General features: G+C 69.4%; 13 protein-coding genes. 4 read left to right on the plus strand and 9 right to left on the minus strand.

From position 1 onward, the window contains the following. The 3 genes from ACGFW6_RS41130 to ACGFW6_RS41140 all read right to left on the minus strand — a co-directional run bounded on the left by ACGFW6_RS41130 (position 1) and on the right by ACGFW6_RS41140 (position 5,792). Positions 1–3,720, minus strand: coding sequence for an ABC transporter ATP-binding protein (locus ACGFW6_RS41130; protein WP_393521808.1), 3,720 nt, complete (start codon positions 3,718–3,720; stop codon positions 1–3). 94 nt (positions 3,721–3,814) lie between these two features. Further along, entirely contained in the window at positions 3,815–4,846 is a 1,032-nt protein-coding gene (locus tag ACGFW6_RS41135) for an esterase-like activity of phytase family protein (protein WP_393521809.1), read from the minus strand. A gap of 76 nt (positions 4,847–4,922) precedes the next feature. Then, positions 4,923–5,792 (minus strand): serine hydrolase, encoded by an 870-nt coding sequence (locus ACGFW6_RS41140; RefSeq protein WP_393521811.1) that lies wholly within the window; start codon positions 5,790–5,792, stop codon positions 4,923–4,925. Positions 5,793–6,034: 242 nt separating this feature from the next. Between ACGFW6_RS41140 and ACGFW6_RS41145 the strand changes: the two genes are divergently transcribed. After that, positions 6,035–8,317: an ArnT family glycosyltransferase gene (locus tag ACGFW6_RS41145; RefSeq protein WP_393521813.1), complete on the plus strand. Its 2,283-nt coding sequence runs from the start codon at positions 6,035–6,037 to the stop codon at positions 8,315–8,317. A gap of 196 nt (positions 8,318–8,513) precedes the next feature. Then, entirely contained in the window at positions 8,514–9,323 is an 810-nt protein-coding gene (locus ACGFW6_RS41150) for an endonuclease I family protein (RefSeq protein ID WP_393521815.1), read from the plus strand. Between the two features lie 48 nt (positions 9,324–9,371). Here the strand turns inward: ACGFW6_RS41150 and ACGFW6_RS41155 are convergent, their stop codons facing one another. The 4 genes from ACGFW6_RS41155 to ACGFW6_RS41170 all read right to left on the minus strand — a co-directional run bounded on the left by ACGFW6_RS41155 (position 9,372) and on the right by ACGFW6_RS41170 (position 14,591). After that, on the minus strand, positions 9,372–10,151 hold the full coding sequence (locus ACGFW6_RS41155) for a M48 family metallopeptidase (RefSeq protein WP_393521817.1): 780 nt from the start codon (positions 10,149–10,151) through the stop codon (positions 9,372–9,374). A gap of 4 nt (positions 10,152–10,155) precedes the next feature. Further along, positions 10,156–13,728 carry a type I restriction endonuclease subunit R gene (locus tag ACGFW6_RS41160; protein ID WP_393521819.1) on the minus strand — a complete coding sequence of 1,191 codons (3,573 nt, stop codon included), beginning with the start codon at positions 13,726–13,728 and terminating at the stop codon, positions 10,156–10,158. A gap of 159 nt (positions 13,729–13,887) precedes the next feature. Next, positions 13,888–14,241 (minus strand): hypothetical protein, encoded by a 354-nt coding sequence (locus tag ACGFW6_RS41165; protein ID WP_393521821.1) that lies wholly within the window; start codon positions 14,239–14,241, stop codon positions 13,888–13,890. Then, positions 14,238–14,591: a hypothetical protein gene (locus ACGFW6_RS41170; RefSeq protein ID WP_393521823.1), complete on the minus strand. Its 354-nt coding sequence runs from the start codon at positions 14,589–14,591 to the stop codon at positions 14,238–14,240. The genes ACGFW6_RS41165 and ACGFW6_RS41170 overlap by 4 nt, the downstream gene beginning before the upstream one ends. Positions 14,592–14,798: 207 nt before the next feature. On the opposite strand from ACGFW6_RS41170, the gene ACGFW6_RS41175 reads away from it, so the two are divergent. Together ACGFW6_RS41175 and ACGFW6_RS41180 are read left to right on the plus strand one after the other, a co-directional pair. Then, positions 14,799–16,148, plus strand: coding sequence for a tol-pal system YbgF family protein (locus ACGFW6_RS41175; RefSeq protein WP_393521825.1), 1,350 nt, complete (start codon positions 14,799–14,801; stop codon positions 16,146–16,148). Positions 16,149–16,210: 62 nt separating this feature from the next. Continuing rightward, positions 16,211–16,432, plus strand: coding sequence for a DUF397 domain-containing protein (locus ACGFW6_RS41180; RefSeq protein ID WP_393521827.1), 222 nt, complete (start codon positions 16,211–16,213; stop codon positions 16,430–16,432). A gap of 59 nt (positions 16,433–16,491) precedes the next feature. Here the strand turns inward: ACGFW6_RS41180 and ACGFW6_RS41185 are convergent, their stop codons facing one another. Together ACGFW6_RS41185 and ACGFW6_RS41190 are read right to left on the minus strand one after the other, a co-directional pair. Continuing rightward, entirely contained in the window at positions 16,492–17,631 is a 1,140-nt protein-coding gene (locus tag ACGFW6_RS41185) for a restriction endonuclease subunit S (protein WP_393521829.1), read from the minus strand. Between the two features lie 49 nt (positions 17,632–17,680). After that, entirely contained in the window at positions 17,681–20,305 is a 2,625-nt protein-coding gene (locus ACGFW6_RS41190; RefSeq protein ID WP_393521831.1) for an N-6 DNA methylase, read from the minus strand. Positions 20,306–20,352 lie beyond the last annotated feature (47 nt).

Below are 20,352 nucleotides of genomic sequence, written 5' to 3' on the forward strand. Positions count from 1 at the left end.
TCACCGGCCCACCCCGACCGGCTCCTCCGGCTCGGCCTCGCCGAGGAACGTGCGCCACAGCTCCGCGTACCGCCCGCCCAGCGCCAGCAGCTCCTCATGCGTACCGTCCTCGGCGACCCGACCGTGGTCCATGAGGACCACCCGGTCCGCCCGCGCGGCCGTGGTCAGCCGGTGGGCCACCACGAGGGTCGTGCGGCGCCCCGCGAGCCGGTCCGTGGCCTGGTTGACCTGGGCCTCCGTGGCCAGGTCCAGCGCGGCCGTCGCCTCGTCGAGGAGCAGCACGTCCGGGTCGACCAGCTCGGCGCGGGCCAGCGCGATCAGCTGACGCTGGCCGGCGGAGAGGTTGCGGCCGCGCTCGGCGACCTCGTGGAGGTAGCCGCCCTCCAGGGTCGCGATCATCTCGTGGGCGCCGACCGCCCGGGCCGCGGCCTCGACCTCGGCGTCCGTGGCCTCGGGCCGGCCGTAGGCGATGGCGTCGCGGACGGTGCCCTGGAAGAGGTACGCCTCCTGCGGCACGACGCCGAGACGGTGCCGGTACGACGTGATGTCCAGGGCCCGCAGGTCCTGGCCGTCGACGGCGACCCGGCCGCCGGTCGGGTCGTAGAACCGGGCCACCAGCTTGACCAGGGTCGACTTGCCGGCTCCGGTCTCACCGACGAAGGCGACCGTCTGCCCGGCGGGGATGCGCAGGTCGATCCCGCTGAGCGCCTCCTCCTCGTCGCCGTAGCTGAAGTGCACCTCCTCGAAGGCGACCTCGCCGCGCAGCGACAGCACCTCCATCGGCTCGGCGGCGGACTTCGTCGAGGTGGGCTCGCGGAGCAGTTCCTGGATGCGGCCGAGCGAGACCGTGGCCTGCTGGTAGCCGTCGAAGACCTGGGAGAGCTGCTGGACGGGGGCGAAGAACAGGTCGATGTAGAGCAGGTACGCCACCAGCGCGCCGGTCGTCAGCGTGGCCGCGTCGATCCGGGTGCCGCCCACGATCAGCACCGACGCCGCCGCGGCCGACGACAGGAACTGCACGAAGGGGAAGTAGATCGAGATCAGCCACTGGCCGCGGATACGGGCCTGGCGGTAGCTGTCGCTGCGCTCGGCGAACCGCGCGCCGCCGTCCTGCTCGCGCCGGAAGGCCTGCACGATCCGCAGCCCGGACACCGACTCCTGGAGGTCGGCGTTGACCACCGACACCCGCTCACGGGCGAGTTCGTACGCCTTCACGCTCGCCCGGCGGAAGTAGTACGTGGCGACGATCAGCGGCGGCAGCGTCGCGAAGACGACGAGCGCGAGCTGGATGTCGATGACCAGCAGGGCGACCATGATGCCGAAGAAGGTGACGACCGAGACGAACGCGGTGACGAGGCCCGTCTGGAGGAACGTCGACAGCGCGTCGACGTCCGTCGTCATCCGGGTCATGATCCGGCCGGTCAGCTCGCGCTCGTAGTAGTCGAGCCCGAGCCGCTGGAGCTGGGCGAAGATCTTCAGCCGCAGCGAGTACAGCACGCGTTCGCCGGTGCGCCCGGTCATCCGGGTCTCGGCGACCTGCGCCGCCCACTGGACGGTCACCGCGAGCAGGCCGAGCAGGGACGCCGCCCAGATCGCGCCGAGCGCGGCGGCGGTGACACCGTCGTCGATGCCGTGCCGGATCAGCACGGGCAGCAGCAGGCCCATGCCGGCGTCCATGGCGACCAGGCCGAGGCTGATCAGCAGGGGGCGGCCGAAGCCGCGCAGCAGCCGCTTGAGTCCGTAGGACTCCTCCGGGCGCACCGCGCGCCCCTCGTCGATGTCGGGGACGTCGGTGGCCGGGGGCAGCGCCTCGACCTGGGCGAGCAGCTCGGGTGTCGCCGGTGACTCGGCGAGCGCCAGGTCCTTGGGCTCGCGGTCCCCGGTCCACAGGCGCGGGGTCACCCCGCGTTCGGCGTCGAACTCGGCGTCCAGCTCGTCGCGTACGGACGTGTCCTCGCGCGGGCAGGCCGGCTGGGCGTGGCCGGGTGAGACCCCGCCGAGCTCGTCGGGGTCGGTGAGCAGGCGCCGGTAGAGCGCGGAGCGTTCCTGGAGCTCGTCGTGGGTGCCGATGTCGGCGAGACGGCCGGCGTCCAGGACCGCGATGCGGTCGGCGAGGCCCAGCGTGGAGCGGCGGTGGGCGATGAGCAGGGTCGTGCGGCCCTGCATCACCTGCCTGAGCGCCTCGTGGATCTCGTGCTCGACGCGGGCGTCCACCGCCGAGGTCGCGTCGTCGAGGACGAGCAGGCGGGGGTCGGTGAGGATCGCGCGGGCGAGTGCCACGCGCTGCCGCTGGCCGCCGGAGAGAGTGAGGCCGTGCTCGCCGACCTTGGTGTCGTAGCCCTCGGGCAGTTCGGCGATGAAACGGTCCGCCTGGGCGGCGCGCGCGGCGGCGTCGATCTGCTCGTCGGTGGCGTCGGGGCGGCCGTAGGCGATGTTGTTGCGGACGGTGTCGGAGAAGAGGAAGGAGTCCTCCGGCACCAGTCCGATCGCGGCCCGCAGCGAGTCCGTGGTCAGTTCGCGCACGTCGTGGCCGCCGACGAGGACGGCGCCGCGCGTGACGTCGTAGAAGCGCGGCAGGAGCAGCGAGACCGTGGACTTGCCGGAGCCGGAGGAGCCGACGACGGCGAGGGTCTCGCCGGGCCGGATCTCGAAGCTCAGCCCGTCGAGGACGGGGCGCTCGTCGGCGTAGCCGAAGGACACGTCGTCGAACTCGACCGACGCGGGCGCGTCCGCGGGCAGCGTCTTGGTGCCGTCCTTGATCGACGGCTCGGTGTCGATCAGCTCAAGCACCCGCTCGGTGCCGGCGCGGGCCTGCTGGGCGACCGTGAGGACCATGGCGAGCATCCTGACCGGGCCGACGAGCTGGGCGAGGTAGGTGGAGAACGCGACGAAGGTGCCCAGCGTGATGTGCCCGCGCACCGCCAGCCAGCCGCCGAGGGCGAGCATCGCGACCTGGCCGATGGCCGGGACGGCCTGGAGCGCCGGGGTGTACCTGGAGTTGAACCGGATGGTGCGCAGCCGGCCCGCGAAGAGCCGCCGCCCGACCTCGCGCAGCTTGCCGGTCTCCTGCTCCTCCTGCCCGAAGCCCTTCACCACCCGGACACCGCTGACGGCCCCGTCGACCACACCCGCGACGGCGGCGGCCTGGGCCTGGGCGTACCAGGTGGAGGGGTGCAGCCTGGCCCGGCTGCGCCGCGCGATCCACCACACGGCGGGGGCCACCGCGAGGGCGACCAGCGTCAGGGGCAGCGACAGCCAGGCCATGACGACCAGGGAGATCAGGAACAGGGCGAAGTTCCCGATGGTCATCGGGAGCATGAAGAGCAGGCCCTGGATCAGCTGGAGGTCGCTGGTGGCCCGGCCGACGACCTGCCCGGTCGACAGCTCGTCCTGGCGCCGGCCGTCGAGCCGGGTGATCGTCCCGAACATGTCGGTCCGCAGGTCGTGCTGGACGTCGAGGGCGAGCCGGCCGCCGTAGTAGCGGCGCACGTAGGTCAGGACGTAGACCGCGACCGCGGCCGCTATCAGCAGCCCCGCCCAGACGGCCATGCCGCGGCTCTTGTCGCCGATCACGTCGTCGATGATCACCTTGGTGATCAGCGGCACGATCGCCATGACCGCCATACCGGCGAGGGACGAGCCGAGTGCGAGGACCACGTCCTTGGGGTGACGCCAGGCGTAGCCCCACAGCCGTCGTGCCCATCCCCGTTGCGCTGCCACGCGGTGCCCTCCGTCCGTCCTGATCTGCCGGAAGGCACCAACGCCGACGAGCCCCGATTTCATCCCGCCGCAACAAAAGCGGCGGGTGCCGTGCTCAGATCCGTACGCGCAGCCGGTAGAACCGGGTCGTCTGGGCGGCGTTCTGGTTGTCGTCGCTGACCAGCAGCACCTTCAGGCGGCCCTTCGAGTACCCCGTGATCGCCATGCCCTCGATGTTGTCGAGGAGCGGGTTCGGCTGGGGCTGCTTGGCGGTCGCTCCCAGTGACGGGCAGTTCACGATGTCGGCGAGCAGGGTCTTCTTGATCAGGCGTACGCCGTCCTGGCCGGTGAGGTTCTCGACCCCGCTCGTGTCCGTGGCGCGACGCGGGTCGGCGAGGTAGAGGCGGACCGTGTTGCCGACGCCGGCGGTGAAGCCGCGCTCCAGGACGAGGAGGCGGCCGTCGGGGGTGGCCTGGACCTCGGGGACGCCGAGTCCGGTGTCGGTGCGGTAGGCGTACTGCCGGCCGAGCTCGAAGCGGTCGCCCTTGCTCCGGTTCCAGGTCTGGAAGCGGACGATGCCCGCGCTGTCGCCGGAGAGCGCGTACTCCATCGAGGCGAGCAGGGTGCGGCCGCCCGGGAGGAGGGTCAGGCCCTCGAAGGTGCCGTTGGAGACGGCGCGGCCGGCCGGGGCGACCCGCAGCGCGTCCGGGACGGGGAGGCGGTCGAGGATCCTGCCGTCGCGGGAGTAGCGGCGCACGGACGGCTCGGTCTCACTGGAGATCAGCCGGGTGCCGTCCCGGTCGATGACCAGGCCCTCGGAGTCCAGGGCGGCGCCGCTCTCGTCGGCGAGCGCGACGACGCCCTTCGGCGCGAGGGTCCGGCCGTCGAGGCGGAACAGGGCGGAGCGGTCGGAGACGGCCGCCAGCGAGCCGTCGCGCTCCACGGCGAGCGCGGAGAAGTTGCCGACGAAGGTGCCCTCGTACGTCGTCTTGTCGAGCGCGTCGGAGAAGCGGTCGATGGAGACGGAGGGAGAACAGGCGTGGCCGGACGGCGAGTCGGGGTGGGCGGTCGCCGGGCCGGCGGCGGTCAGACAAGTGGCCGCCGCCAGGCCCGCGGTGGCGGTCGCGAGTACGGTTCTCAGGCGCATGGGGGTCACCGTAGGGCGGGTCGGTGACGCAGGGGAGGCCGGCTCATGAAGCGTCGTCCTCGGCTCCCTGGGGCCGTCAGCTCGCGGCGAGATCCTTGTGGATGGCCTTGGCCACGCCCTGGATCGTCGCGATGCCGTAGTTCATGGTGCTGTTGTCGTGGGTCAGCACGGTGATCATGTAGTCGTGGCCGCGGCCCTTGAACGCGCCGACGCTGTGCACCCGCCAGCCGTGCGTGGAGCGGGACAGCCAGCCGTTCTTCACCGCCACGGAGACACCGGACGGCACGCCGTACGGGGTGCCCCAGCGCTGCGAGGAGACGACCTGGCCCATCAGCTTCAGAATGTAGGCGCGGGCGTTGTCGCTGAGCACCGTGTTCTTGGCGGTGATGAGCTTCAGCAGCTTCTGCTCGTCGGTGACGGTGATCTGCGTCAGACCCCAGTAGCCGTCGGCGCCGGGCTTGGTCTGGGTCATGCCGGCCGCCGCGAGGAAGCCCTTGACCTTCGTCAGGCCGAGCTGCTTCCAGAGCGTGCTGGTCGCGGCGTTGTCCGACTTGGTGATCATGGCCTTGCTGAGGGAGGCCTCGCGGTCGGTGAGATAGCGGTTGTGCTTCTTCGCGTCCCACAGCAGCGTGGCCAGCACGGTGACCTTGACGACGCTGGCGGAGTCGTAGGCGCTGGAGGCCCGCAGGCTGCAGTTGGTGTTCGTCGAACGGTCGTACAGCCCGACGGCGATCGTGCCCTTGCGGCCCGCGAGGGCAGCCGTGATGTCCTTCTTCAGCTTGTCGGCGAGGCCCGCCTTGGCGGACGTACAGCTGACGGTGGGGGCCGCCGCGGCGGCGGGACCGGCGGCGATGACCGGTATGAAGACGCCGGCACCCACGCCCGCCGCGACGACGGCTCTCACACGTCTGGAAACGCCCCTTGACTTCTCTCTCCCGTGAGTCATGCCCTCAAGACTCGTGAGACCCGGGGAAAGGTTGTACGCGAACGGCACCTGATACACCGTCAGGATATTGCCACGGGATCCGTGCGGCTCCGGGGATCGGCGGCGGCGCGTACCCCGCTCCGGCCGCGGTGGGCGCGGGGGCCGTTCCCCGGCGGACTCCTTTGCGGACTCCTTGGAGATTTCACAGCCGGCCGCCAGGTACGGCACAGCCCGCACCCACCCCCGCCGCACACGATGCGCTGGTGACCTCAGCCACCGATCCCCACCCCCACCCGACCGTGACCGCCGACGCGCCCCCGCCGGCCCCGCACCGGGCGCCCCCGGACCGGGCACCGCGCTGGTCACTGCCCGCGCTGATCGCGATCCTGCTCCTCGCGGCGGCGCTGTACTCCTGGAACCTGTCGGGCTCCGGCCTCAACAGCTTCTACAGCGCGGCCGTGATGAGCGGCACGCAGAGCTGGAAGGCGTGGTTCTTCGGCTCACTGGACGCGGGCAACTTCCTCACCGTCGACAAGCCGCCGTTCGCCCTGATGGTCATGGGCCTGTCCTGCCGCGTGTTCGGCTACGGCACCTGGCAGATGATGCTGCCGATGGTCCTTCTCGCGCTGGCGACGATCTGGATCGTGCACGCCTCGGTGAAGCGGGTGTGGGGGCACGCAGCGGCGACGGTGGCCGCGCTGGTCCTGGCCCTGACTCCGATCACGGTCGCCATCAACCGCGACAACAACCCCGACACCCTGCTGGTCTTCCTGATGGCCGGCGGCGCGGCCCTCGCCCTGCGCGCCGTCCACAACGGCAGGCTGCTGCCGCTGGCCGGTTCGGCCGTCTGCTTCGGCCTCGCCTTCAACACCAAGATGCTGCAGGGCTACATCGCGCTGCCGGCCGTCTTCGCGGTCTATCTGTACGCGGCGAAGCCGAAGCTGGTGAAGCGGATCGTCAACCTGCTGATCGCGGGCGTCGCGCTGGCCGTCTCCAGCTTCTGGTGGGCGGGCGCGGTCTCGCTGGTGCCCGCCGACGACCGCCCCTACATCGGCGGTTCGACGGACGGCACGGCCTGGGACCTGATCATGGGCTACAACGGCCTCGGCCGGATCCTCGGCGGCGACGGCAACGGCGGGGGCGGCGGGGGCGGAGGCGGCGGCTTCTCCGGCACGGCGGGCATCGGCCGGCTCTTCAACGACATCCTCGGCGGCCAGATCTCCTGGCTGATCCCCTTCGCCGCGATCGCCTGCGTCGGCGGCCTCCTGCTGTGCGGCCGCGCGCCGCGCACCGACCTCACCCGTGCCGCGCTGCTGATGTGGGGCGGCTGGACGGCCCTGCACTACCTGACCTTCGCCCTGGCCGAGGGCACGATGCACCCGTACTACACGACCGCGCTCGCCCCGGGCATCGCGGCGCTGTGCGGTGGCGGCGGCGTGATGCTGCTGCGCGCGTTCCGCGCCGACAGGCGATGGGCGTGGGTGCTGCCGGCCGCACTCGTGGTCACGGCCGTCTGGGCGGTCGTGCTGCTGCGCCGGGCCGAGGGTTGGAACACCTGGCTGTGGCCGGCCGTCGCGGTCGTCATGGCGCTGGCGATCGTGGGTCTGTTCGTCTTCCGGTCCGCGACCGGGATACGCGTGCGGCTGCTCGCGGCCTCCGTGACGGCGGCGGTCGTCGCCGCGGTGGCCGGTCCGGCGGCGTACGCGTGGTCGGTGCCGGCCGGCTCGGGCGGCGGCATGGGCGGCACGAACCCGACGGCCGGGCCGTCGACGGGGAACGGCTTCGGCGGCGGTCCGGGTGGGGGCGGCGCTCCGGGTGGCGGTCAGGGTGGCGGTGGCGGCGGGCAACTGCCGGGCGGCACACAGCAGGGCGGCCAGGCCGACGGGCCGAGCGGCGGCTTCCCCGGCGGTCAGCCGGACGGCCAGATGCCGGGCGGCGGGAACGGCCAGTCTCCCGACGGCACCCCGCCGAACGGCACCGGCGGTACCGTCCAGGGCGAAACGGACGCGGCCACCGGCAATGGCACCGGCACCCGTCCCGGCGGCACGGGCGGCGGAGGCTTCGGCGGCGGCATGGGCGGCGGCGCGAGCACCGAGCTGGTCGCCTACCTCAAGAAGCACCAGGACGGCGCCAAGTGGCTCCTCGCGGTGTCGAGTTCGCAGAGCGCGGCGCAGCTGATCCTGAGCAGCGGTGAGCCCGTGATCTCCATGTGGGGCTGGTCGGGCAGCGACAAGGCGATGACCCTGGCCAGGCTCAAGGAGCTGGTGAAGAAGGGCGAGCTGCACTACATCCAGATCGGTGGCGGCGGCATGGGCGGCGGCCCCGGCGGCGGAAGCGACGTGAGCACCGAGGTCACCCAGTGGGTGCAGAAGAACGGGACGGCGGTGAAGGAGAGCGAGTACGGCGGCACGACCGGCTCGGACACCGCCCAGTCCCCTTCGTCCTCCCAGTCCTCTTCCTCGCAGTCCACTTCCTCGTCCTCCTCTTCCTCCTCCCAGAGCAACCAGTCCACCGTCTACCGCCTCGACCCGTCGGACGCCGCCTAGCGACACCCGGCGCACCGCCAACGGCCCCCGGCTCACCGCCGGGGGCCGTTTTCGGTGTGTCAACTCGCGTAGCGCTGCCCCGGTTTGCCGCTCCCCGTCACCCGATGGACACGTGCAAGCCCTCGACACGGCTACATGTCCATGTCACTCTCCCGATTGCCGCCTCCATTCAACCCGCGTAGATGGGACACCCCACATGCTGGCGACACACATACGCCCCCGACGCTGGAAGTCGGTGGCGCTGACGACGGCCGCCGTCCTGGCGGGTCTCACCACCCCCACGCTGACGGCGACCCCGGCCGCCGCCACGACGACCGCCTACGACGCGACGTACTACAAGAACGCGGTCGGCAAGACGGGCACGAGCCTGAAGTCGTCCCTGCACACGATCATCAGCAGCCAGACCAAGATCTCCTACTCGGCGGTCTGGAACGCGCTCAAGGTCACCGACCAGGACCCGAACAACAGCAACAACGTGGTCCTGCTGTACAGCGGTGCCTCCCGCAGCAAGTCCCTCAACGGCGGTGACGTCGGCGACTGGAACCGCGAGCACACCTGGGCCAAGTCGCACGGCGACTTCGGCGAGGCGATCGGCCCCGGCACCGACCTGCACCACCTGCGCGCCTGCGACGTACAGATCAACAGCATCCGCGGCAATCTGGACTTCGACAACGGCGGCAGCACGGTCACGGGCGGCGGCGGCAGCACCGTCGACTCCGACTCCTTCGCGCCGCGCGCCGCGGACCGGGGCGACGTGGCCCGCATGATCCTCTACATGGCCGTCCGCTACGAGGGCGACGACGGGTGGGCCGACCTGGAGCCCAACGAGAAGGTCGGCAACGGCAGCGCCCCGTACATGGGCAAGCTCTCCGTCCTCAAGGCCTGGAACGAGGCGGACCCGCCGAGCGCCTTCGAGGAGAGGCGCAACCAGGCGATCTACGACACCTACCAGCACAACCGCAACCCGTTCATCGACCACCCGGAGTGGGTCGAGGCGATCTGGTAACGGTCAATTCAGCTGAACTCCCCGGCTATGAGGGGAGTTCAGCCCGACTTACCGAAGATCACCCATCCAGAGTCGTCGGCCCAACTCATCAAGGTCCGCTCGCCGCTCTTCGTACTCGGGCAGTGCGGTCCGCAGCAGCCGCCAGAAGTCCTCCCGGTGCCCGGACACCTTCACGTGGGCCAGTTCATGGGCGATGACGTAGTCGATCAGATGCATGGGCAGTTGGAAGAGCGGCCACCCGAGACTCATCAGACCCTTTGCCCCCGCCCCGGCCTGCGGCGGCCGGTACGACCCCCATCGGTCTCCCAGGTCCCGTACGTCGAGTTCCGGCTCGGTCACCCCCATGCGGGCCGCCCAGGGCTGAAGCCTCTGTCCCGTCCAGTTCCGGCCGGCCCGGCAATACCAGTCGACCAGCGCCGCCCGGCCCGCCTGCGGCTCCGCCGCCAGATCCGGGCCCATGACGAGGCGCCCCGCGATCAGCCGGACCCCTCCGCCCGCCCCGTGCTCACCGGACACGGCCAGCCGATACGTCCGCCCCAGATAGCGGAAGACCTCTCCGTCGGCGAGCTGCTTGACGGGGCTGAGCGGGCGTGTGCGCTCCCGCTCCCGCCGCTTGGTCAGCAGCCAGTCCCGGTGCGCGCGGACGAACTGCTCTGCCTCGGCCGTCGAGCGCCCGGCCGGGGTGTGCAGGGTGAGGGTCGCGTCGGTCTCAACGGTCAGGGCGAACCGTTTCCTGCGGGCACTGGCACGTACCCGCAGAGACAGTCCGTCCACAGTGAGGAGGGCTTCGGGGGCGGAGTACGTCGAAGGATCGGCCGGCGCGGTCACCCGCCTATTCTCCCCTCGCCCTGCTCCGGAACTGCCGCAGGTTGTTCTGCGCGAAGGACGCCAGGCGCTCAGCCGCGTTGTCCAAAGACGACCAGTCCCCGCCCACAGGCCGGACATCGTTACTGAGCAAGACTTCCTGGAGGTCTCCGGCCAGCATGCTCATGTCCTGGTGCTGCCCCTGGTACGACGCCCTGGCCATGACCCTGGTGGCCACGTCGCACACCTTGCCCGCGAGCCGCCTGACGTCTCCGTCACCGGCGAGCCTGATTCCGGGGGTGTCCTCCAGGATCTGCTCCACCAGCCGGTACACCCGCTGTTCGAGCGGCGTGAGTCCGGCGAGTTCCGGGGACTCCTCCTGTTCCTGTCGGGCCTCATCGATCAGCGGGCCGAACTCCTCGATCTGCTCCTCGAAGCGGCCCGGCATCGTGCGCAGGATCTCTTCCAGACGCTTGGAGAGCCGCTCGTACTTCGCGGGGTCCTCCCTCTTGGTCCGCTCCTCCAGGTGGAAGCGGAGCGCGTGCCCCATCTCCGCCGCAGCCTCCTGCGGCGGCAGCCGCCGCACGGCGTCGTCGAAGGTCAGGGCGGTGAGCGAGACGGGCGGGATGACCTGGTCGATCTCCGGCCCTTCGAGGTGGTCGGCGATCATCGCCCGAACCTTGCGCCCGTACCGGCGCAGGGTGAACGTGCCGCCCTCGGCGTCGCGGCACAGCCTCCGCACCCGCTTCTGGAGCAGGCTCCAACGCCGGGCGTCCGCGACGTAGTCCAGGGCGTCCTCGTGCGGAAGGACACGTTCGAGGGTGGCGAGGAACGCGTGCAGCACCTCGTCGAAGTCGAACCGCAGGTCTTCGGGCTGCAGGGCGAGGGCCGCGGGCCCCAGCTTCGCGAGCTGGTCGAGCTGCGCGTCGTCGATGCCGTTGCGCCGCAGGAAGTCACGGACCTCCTGGGCGGCGGGCCCGAGCTTGTCCACCTCGTAGGACAGATCGCGCATGGTGTCGGTGACGTCGGCGTTCCGGTACCCGGCGAGTGCGCCGGAGAGGTGCTCGAAGACGCCGTAGTAGTCGACGACGTAACCGACCTCCTTACCGGGCGAGGTGCGGTTGACGCGTGCGACGGCCTGGAGAAGTTCAGCGTCCCGGATCGGCCGGTCCAGGTAGAGCACCTGCTCGCGCGGGGCGTCGAATCCCGTGAGCAGCATGGACTTCACGATCAGGAACGCGATGGGGCTGTCGGCGTGCACGGGGTCGGGCACCGAGGTGGGAATCGGCGACGGTTCGCTGTTCGCGGCCTCGGACCACGGAGTGTTCATCCCCCCGGCGGGATCGGTGGAAGGGGCCGGGTCCTGCGGCGGATTGAAAGGGGTCACGGCGACCCACTCCGGATCGGGGGCCAGCTCGGGGAACGCCTTCTGGAAGCGCTCGGTGTACGCCTCCTGGCGACCGGCGTCGGTCCACTCCCGCCATTCCCCCCGCTTGCGGCCGGAACCCGGGGAGATCACGGGAACGAAGTCAATTCGCCGCAGCAACGCCCGGAACTGGTAGGCCTGGTGGAGATAGCGCTGTCTGGCGGACAGCTTCTCCAGCGGTGTCCCCGTCACCACCTCCGGATCGAACTCGGCCAGTCGCGCCAGCAGTTCGTCCCGGGCCTTGCGCAGGGCGTGGTGGTACTGCACGGCCGCCTTCCGGCTGACGGCGGCGACCTGTGCCTTGAAACCGCCGGGCAGCACGGTGGTCACCCAGTGCTCCAGCATGTCCTCGGCCTTCGCCTCGATCATGGGAACGGACTCGGCGACGTCCCGCTCGGTGGGCCACCGCTTGAGGAGCGCGGCCCGCTCCTCGGGGGTGCGGTCCCGGACGAGGTCGTCGAACCCCCTGTCGAGGACCTCCCCGTCACGGACCTCACCCTCCCCCGTCCGCCCCTCGTAGCGGATACGGACGACGACGCCGTCGTGCTCGGCGTCCTCCATCCGGTACTCGTCGAGGAAGCCACGCGGTGAGTCGCCCCGCCCGAAGATCCGGCGCGTGTCCTCCTCGCGCCCGGTGATGATCGGCGTACCCGTGAACCCGATCTTGGCGGCGTTCGGGATCGCCTTGCGCAGGGCCGCGTGCAGGACGCTGGTGTGGGAACGGTGCGCTTCGTCGACGAGGACGAGAATGTCCGGCGACCTGTTGCACTCGGGGAAGTCCGGCACGGGTCCGGGGCTTTCGTCCTCGCCCCCGCCCGTTCCCTCTCCCGTCAGATCCCGGTCGTCCCCGCTGCCTTCCGACTCCCCGGCGAAGGTGAACCCGGTCCCGTACTTCTGGATCATGCCGAAGACGACGCGCCGCCCGCCGTCGCGCAGCAGCCCCTCCATCTGCGTCCGGGTCTTCGCCGTCTCGACGTCGGACTCGCTGAGCTTCAGCGTCCGTGAGAGCTGGGTCTGCAACTGGGTGCGGTCGGTGACCACGACCACCATGAACTCACTGAGCTCATGGTGCAGGTGCACCCGCCGTACCAGGAACGTCATGGTCAGCGACTTGCCGGAGCCCTGCGTGTGCCAGATGACACCGCCGCGCTCGTCCTCGGTGTCACGCCCGGCACGGGCCCGCCCGGTCAGCAGTCTGCGTACGGCCTTCTCGGCGGCACGGTACTGCTGGTGCCGGGCGACGGCCTTCACGATCCGCACAGCACCGCCGTCCGCATCCGACTCGACGGCCATCGGGATCACGTAGTGCCGTACGACGTTGAGCAGGGCGGTCGGCCGCAGGACCACACCGACGAGCTTCTGCTGCTCGCCGAGCGGCGGGGGCGCGACCGGGTCGGCGCCGTCCACGAGCAGGCCGGCGGTACGCAGCTCCAGCCGCAGCGTGCTCTCCTCCTCCGGTTCGACGCTGCGCCACGGGTGGAAGTGCTCGGGCTCGGAGGTGACGGTACCCAGGTGGGCGGTCTCGCCGGTCGCGGCGACGAGGAGCTGCACGGTCCGGAACAGTTCGGGCACACCGGCGGGGACGGGAGCACCGGTGGCGTCGAGGTCCAGTACAGGATTCCCGGCGTAGTGCCGGAGGTCGAGCACGGCGCTGCGGACGGGCTCGGCGAGATCGGGACTCTTGCACTCGACGGCGACGAACGGGATGCCGTTCACGAAGAGGACGACGTCGAGTATCGACAGCTCGCCGGAGCGACTGCGCACGCGGAGTTGGTCGACGACGGTGAAGGTGTTGCGCGTGACGAGGTCCGGATGCCACTCCACGTACTGGACGGTGGCGGACGGACCGCCGTGCGCGGCAGAGGGCGAGGGAAGCGTCCAGCCGTGGAGCAGCATGTCGGTGGCGGCCAGGTTCGCCTGCACGACGCCGCTGCCGAGGGAGAGGGAAGCGAGCTCGCCGACCGCCCGCCGGATGTCGTCCTCACCCATCCAGGGCTGACCGTCACTGCCCCGGAGGTTGATCCGCCGCAGCGCGGGCCCGAGCTGATCGACGAGCAGGGGCACGGCCGCGTCGAGCGTATCCAGCTCCACGCCCGGGACGTGCGTCCACCCCATGGCCTCCAGCTGGGCCACTAACGGCCGCTCCACCTCGTCCCGCTCGACGTGCACCACCACAGCCCCGCACCTCTCCGTACGTCCCGCCGTTCCCCGGAGATCCATTCTGTGCCGAGAGGGCGGGGTGAGGGAAAGGGATGCAGGGGAGTACGTGGCAGATCGTGCGGACGTACGGGGGCTTTGCGCCGGTACGTCCGCACGCTCGGCGGAGGCGGGTGGTCAGGCGCCGGGGACCTCCTCAGGAGCTTCTTCGTCATCGTCCGGGACGGGGAGGCGGGCGCCCCGGCTGCGGGCGATGCGGTGCACGTCGTGCAGAGACTCGGTCAATCTGGCTGCGAGGAAACGGAGTTGAGGCGCAGTGGCCTTGACGTCGGCAAGGAGATCGGCGGCATGGTCGAGAAGGTCGCCGGCCATGCCGAGCTGGACGGCCTCGACGTTGTCGGCGACACGGGAGAGGGGACCAGCGCCGGCGACGTCGGCGACGAGGTAGCAGGGGTTGCCGTCGGGGTTGGCCCAGGGGAGGAGGCGGGGGCGCGTGTCTGTGGGGGCGGCGTCGTGGCTCTTGTAGATCATGCGGCGGCCACCTCGCTGCCCCGGGTCCGGCGCGAGCCGACCTCCACACCGTGGATGCGCCGTGGCCCTACGTCGATGCCGTGCACGGCGAGCCAGAGGGTTCGACGACGGGCACGCTGCTGCCTGGCTTGCACACGCTGTTCGTGGGCGAGGAGGTAGGGGCGGACAAGCGGGGAGTCCTCGCCACGGATGAGGGCTTCGTGCGGGGAGAGGGGACGGCCGGGGGCGGCGGGGGACGCCTGGACGGGGGCATGCAGTTCCTCTGCGCCGACGGAGAGCCTGTGCCGCCCGGAGGCGGGCCAGAGCAGCCGCAGCAGCAGCGCCACGAGGCGAGCGATATGGTGCAACACGTTCTCAACTCCAGAGTGGTTGAGGGCCATGCCCCCGGGCCGTCGCAAGCGGTCGCGGGGGTCCTTGCTTTCGGCCGAGATCACTCGGCGCCTGTGCAAGAGGTAACCGTTCGGACACCCTCCGCAGGTACCGTTGGAAGACGGTGGGACCGTGAACACCGTGAACGCCGTCGATGAACACCGTGCAAGCCGTCGGGAGTTGAGGACATGGCACGGAAGCGCACCCCCAACCGCGCCCTGGACAACCTGATTGACCAGGCACGATGGACCAGAACCCAGCTCGCGCAGCAGGTGAACCGCCTCGGCCCTCAGGCAGGACTCGACCTTACGTACGACCGCACTGCGGTCGCGCACTGGATTGCCGGGGTCCAGCCGAAACCGCAGGTCAGAGCTCTGATCGTCGAGGCTCTCTCGGCACGGCTGGGACGACCCGTCACCCACGCGGAAGCCGGCCTGGAGCCCACGCCATCACTCACGGGTCCCCAAAGCGCCGACACTGTCGAGGAGTTGATCGACCTCGGAAGGGCAACAATGGATCCGTCCCGCCGCAGCCTGCTAGCCGCCACGGTCTTCTCTGCCGCGCTGTCAGTACCTGCGTTCACCCACCCCGCGCGAGCGGCGGCCGAATCCGTGACTCCTGGCAAGAAGACGGTTCGTATCAGCTCTTCGCAGGTGCAGTCGATCCGCACCATGACCGACCGGATCGCGGACATCCTCGACGAACTCGGCGCCGGGCACGCAATGCCCATGGCGTCCGCTTTTCTCGTCAACACCGTCGGCCCCTGGCTCCAGGCGCAGGCCACGGAATCCGTCCGCAAGGACATGCTGGCCGCCGCGTCAGACCTCACCTACCTGACCGGCTGGATGGCCATGTACGAGAAGGCTCACGGCCTCGGACAGCGCTATTACGTCCAAGCCCTCGGCCTGGCACGCGAGGCGGAAGATCACGTCACCTACTGCAGGACCCTGCGCGGCATGTCCCTCCAGGCCTCCAACCTGGGGTACGGGCCCAAGGCCCTGGAACTCGCGGATTCCGCAGCAGAAGCAGCCCCCTCAGCGGGCCCGCGTCTCGTGGCGTTCCTACGCGGCCAGCAGGCCCACTCCGCGTCCATGGTGGGCCTGAAGCAACAAGCACACACCCGCCTGAAGGAGGCGGAGCAGGCGCTGTCGAAGGCGGACAGCCACAGGGACGCGATCGGCGGCTACGACCAGACCGCCTACCTCTTCCACGTCTCCCACGTGCTGTACGAGGAGAAGGATTTCGCGGGCTCGATCAAAACCCTGAAACAGTCGATCCGTCTCCAGCCGAAACAGGAACGCCAGGGCCGCGTGCACGCCTACGCCCTGCTCGCACAGCGTCAGCTGCGCGTCGGTCACCTGGACGCGGCCTGCGAGAGCTGGTCACGCTTCTTGGACGAGTACGAACACGTCTCGTCGAACCGGGGTGACGACCACTTCCGCACGATGAGCACGGAACTGCGTCGACACTCAACTGCGGGTCCTGTACGTGAACTTGCACGACGTGCGCGCGATGTGGCCTCGGCCAAGGCTGCGTGAGGTTCGCAGATCCCGGAAGCGTCGGCGCATTTCATCGGAAACAGCGGAGGAGTGCGAACCCCATGGTTGACCGAACCCTCCTGAACGCTGCCGCGCTGAACGGCTGGCGCAAGTCGACGTACAGCGGCAACGAAGGCGGCAGTTGCATCGAGGTCCTGGACGGCTACCCGACCGGCGTCCCGGTCCGCGACTCCAAAGTCCCTCAGGGGCCTGCGCTGGTCTTCCTGTCGGCCAGCTGGACATCGTTCGTCACAGCAGTCAAGGACGGCCATCTGACCGCCTGACCGTTCACCGCGACGATCCATTCGGCCCGCACCCTTTGGGCGGGCCGGATACCGGTCTCTCAGGCCACCACGCCAGAGGTTGTGACTCGCCCCGACAGCAGATCGCCCACGAGCCCTTGCTTGAGCTCACGGAGCTTTTGCAGCTCCTCTTCCTCACGCCCGATCTGCTCGTCACAGGCCTCCAGCGTGGCTACGATGCGACGCTGTTCAGCCAGATCGACCGGAAGATCGATCTCCAACTCCCTCAAGCGGGTTGGATTGACATTTACCTGCTGCACGGCAACCGTCGAAATCGACCGCACCCGTTGGCGAACGAGAGGGTGCATCAGCCATTCGACAAGGTACTCCGGTGTCACACGTTGCAGGTCCGGGACGAGGCGCACCAAATACGACGCGAAGGTCGCGCTCGGCAACTCGTCACGCCACATGGCTGCCTTGCCAATATGTTCCATACTGTTCGTCCTGTTGAACAGGACGTCTCCACGCCTGAGAAACAACTTCGAAGGAACCGGAACCGGACAATATCGCAGATCATCCGCATCGAACCTGGCGCCCTGAATATTGTTCATACGCAGCACTGGTACGCCGCGGGCATCCCCTTCGAGGGCTTCAGAGATCCCATATTCAGCCGATGGAACAACACTTTTCAACGGCACGCGAGCCCAACCTGCCGCTGGCTGAGCGCTTTCTACAGACTTCATGGAAGCAAGTAGAGATCCCTTGCGCAATTTGTGGAACTTGGCGATCGATGCCTCGATTCCGCGCTCCAACTCCGTGACACTGCCGATCACCTCAATGATCCGCTGCTGTTCTTCAACCGGAGGAACCGGGAACCAGAAACCCGCCAAGTCCCCCCTATTGACCTTGGGAATACCCGTACGTCCCGAAAGACTCTCCACATACCGCGAAAAATCTTCCCCTAGAAGAACAGCCTTAACGAAACCTCCAATCACATCTACCCCTGGCCTCAGGGGATACATGTCGGCGGAGCAAATCCCGGTGAAGTCAGCGAGGGCAACTTTCCGCAGCGCAGGCCTGATCTTGCTGAATACGACGTCACCAGGACGGACAACATACTTTCCGCTCACAGCCCCCTGCGATTCAGCAGTCTCCCGCTTACGGATCTCCCCGGTGCCAGACTCCATATGATCCGGTGCAAGCAGAACCTGACTCTTGTAAGGAGCCTGCAAAGGGCTCACCTGTCCTTTGGGGAGGCTCACAACATCAGTCAGCCGCCGAAGTGGCCACTCACCCGACATAACCCAACTCCCCAAGGAACCCGTCCAGTTTTCCCGCTGCGCCTTCGCGCCCCGCCCGAATCTCCCTCAACGAAATGGCGTACTTCTGCTCCCACGTCTCATAAGACGCCGCCAGTTCCCGCTGCCACCGCACCACATGCCCGTCCAGCTTCGCCGCCAGGTCGTCCCGCAGCAGGTCGAGCACCACCCGGCGTTCCCCGTCCGCGTCCAGCTCCGCCCGCGCCCGGAACAAACGCGGTGGCTCCTCCCCCAGCGTCGGCGGATCGCTCGGGTACGGGTGCCGGTGGAAGTCCGCCTCAAGGCGTTTGATGTCCGCGGTCGCCTTCGTACGCGCCTTCTTCACCTTCGCCAGCTCAGCCGTGAGGCGGTCCAACTCCTCGACGCTCAGGACAACGGTCTCCGAGTCGTCCTCACCGTCGGCCGTGTCGCCGTCAGCCTCCGATTCCTCCCCGCTGCCCCCGGAAAGCCGCGCGCTCAGCTCCTTGAACCGCGCGTCCGCCTCCGCCTTCCGCGCGTCCGCCTCCGCCAGCTCCTCCAGGAATCGCGGAGCGATCGCGGCGACCACCTTGTGGTCGTACGCCTGACGTCGCTCAGCGGCCGTCCGCGTCCGCAGCTTCTTCGTCCGTGCGTCCTGTTCGGGCGAGAGCAACGTGTCAACGTTCTCGACCCACCCGTCGACAACGCCCCCGAACCCGTTCTCCGACAGTGCGAGCAGGTCGTATTTCGCCTCCCACCACCAACCCGCGACCGCCCCAGCCAACGCGTACCGGTCCAGCAGCCCGACCCGCCCCAGCCGGTCCCCGAACGACTTCATCAGCTGCCCCCGCACCGCCATCAACGCGGCCTTGCGCTCGGAGGACGTGGACGAGGCGAGAGCGTCAGGCGTGGCCGCCACCGACTCCAGCCGTTGGGCGGCCTCCTCCTCCCACCACTTGCCGAACTCCGCCCGCAGCGCCTCCTCCCGGGGCCGGGCCAGCTCGCCCAGCTCGGGACGGCCGCCCGCGGCCTCGTCCCGGAAGTCGACGTACGCCGGGTCCGCCGGCTCTCGCTCCACGAACAGATCGGTCACCCCGATGCCGTACGAGTCGAGCAGCGGCTTCTTCGCCTCGATCTCCGCGCGCGGCACCCCGCCCACCAGGTGCGCACGCACGTCCTGCGGCTCCGGCGGCGGCGTGTTGTCCACGTACCGGCGGATGTTGAGGTTGTCGTCGTTGGCGGCGAGTTCCTCGCGGGTCACGATCCGCGAGAAGCCCGGTACCTCCTCGTATGCGTGGAACGTCGAGACGATCTTCTCGGCGTGCTCGGGGAGCAGGATGTTCTGCGCCCGCTCCGCGTGGAACTCGCGGTCGGCGTTGATGAACAGCACCTTGCCCTCCCGCGCCCGGTCCTTCCGGCCCGGCGGGCGGAGCACCAGGATGCAGGCCGGGATGCCGGTCCCGTAGAAGAGGTTCGGCGCGAGGCCGATGACCGCCTCGATGGCGTCCTTCTCCAGCAGCTCCCTACGGATGGCCTGCTCACCGCCACCCCGGAACAGCACTCCGTGCGGCATGACCGTGATCACCATGCCGCCGCGAGCGCCCTCCCGCTTGGTCTCCCACAGCATGTGCTGGAGGAACATCAGGTCGGCCTTGCCGCGCTCGCTCGTCGCCCCGTACTTGGCACGTTCGGCCGGGTGCGCCAGATCCGCGAGGGCGTAGTCCAGGGAGAACGGCGGATTGCTGAGCACCCCGTCGAACCGGTCCTCGTCCGAGAGCGGGACGTGTGCCGGTTGCGAGAGCGTGTCCCCGGTGGCCAGGTCGAAGCGGCGCACCCCGTGCAGGACCATGTTCATCGTCGACATGATCCAGGAGCCGGAGTTGGCGTCCTGACCGGCGAAGAACATCGACGACGTGTCGCCGCCGTGCTCCTCCACATACTCGGCCGCGTGGATCAGCATGCCGCCCGAGCCGACGCACGGATCGTAGATCCTCATGTTCTCGGTGGGAGCGAGGAGTTCGACCATCATGCGGACCACGGCGCGCGGGGTGTAGAACTCGCCGCCCTTGCGTCCGGCCGAGTCCGCGAACTCCTTGATCAGGTACTCGTACGCGGCACCGATCAGATCGGGGAACTCGAAGTCCTCCGTGCGCAGCCGGATCCGCCCGAAGTGCGCGATGAGGAGTTTCAGGCGCTGGTCGGCGAGCTTGGCCGCGCCGGACGCGGCACCCGACCCGCCGATGCGGTTGAAGTCCAGGTGGTCGAAGAGACCTTTGAGCTTGCTGTTCTGCCCCTCAAGCGCTTGGAGGGCGGGACGCAGGGTCATCTCGTTGATGTTGTGGGTGGCGGCGGAGACCTTGGCCCAGCGAGCGTCCTCCGGCACGTACAGCACATCGCGCTTGCGGTACGGACCCGGCTGCTCCAGGTAGCCGGGAAGGTCCTCGTCGGCGAGCTTCAGCTCCTCTATGGCGTACTGCCTGAGCCTGTCCCTGGCCGCCTCGAACTCGTCGTTGGCCCGCTTCAGGAAGAGCAGCCCGAAGATGTAGTCCTTGTACTCGGAGGCGTCCATCGTGCCGCGCAGGATGTCCGCGGCAGCCCACAGATGCCGTTCCAGCTGGGCGAGCGTGAGCTTGGCCACGTACGACTCCCTATGACCCGACCTGAGATGACGGAGAGACCCTATGA

Source organism: Streptomyces sp. Y7 (assembly GCF_043195415.1).
Taxonomy (GTDB): Bacteria; Actinomycetota; Actinomycetes; order Streptomycetales; family Streptomycetaceae; genus Streptomyces.

Bases quoted from the DNA above. Each gene is read 5' to 3' on its own strand.
- ACGFW6_RS41140 (WP_393521811.1), bottom strand. From the start codon at position 5,792: ATGACTCACGGGAGAGAGAAGTCAAGGGGCGTTTCCAGACGTGTGAGA.
- ACGFW6_RS41165 (WP_393521821.1), bottom strand. From the start codon at position 14,241: ATGATCTACAAGAGCCACGACGCCGCCCCCACAGACACGCGCCCCCGC.
- ACGFW6_RS41135 (WP_393521809.1), bottom strand. From the start codon at position 4,846: ATGCGCCTGAGAACCGTACTCGCGACCGCCACCGCGGGCCTGGCGGCG.
- ACGFW6_RS41175 (WP_393521825.1), top strand. From the start codon at position 14,799: ATGGCACGGAAGCGCACCCCCAACCGCGCCCTGGACAACCTGATTGAC.
- ACGFW6_RS41150 (WP_393521815.1), top strand. From the start codon at position 8,514: ATGCTGGCGACACACATACGCCCCCGACGCTGGAAGTCGGTGGCGCTG.
- ACGFW6_RS41180 (WP_393521827.1), top strand. From the start codon at position 16,211: ATGGTTGACCGAACCCTCCTGAACGCTGCCGCGCTGAACGGCTGGCGC.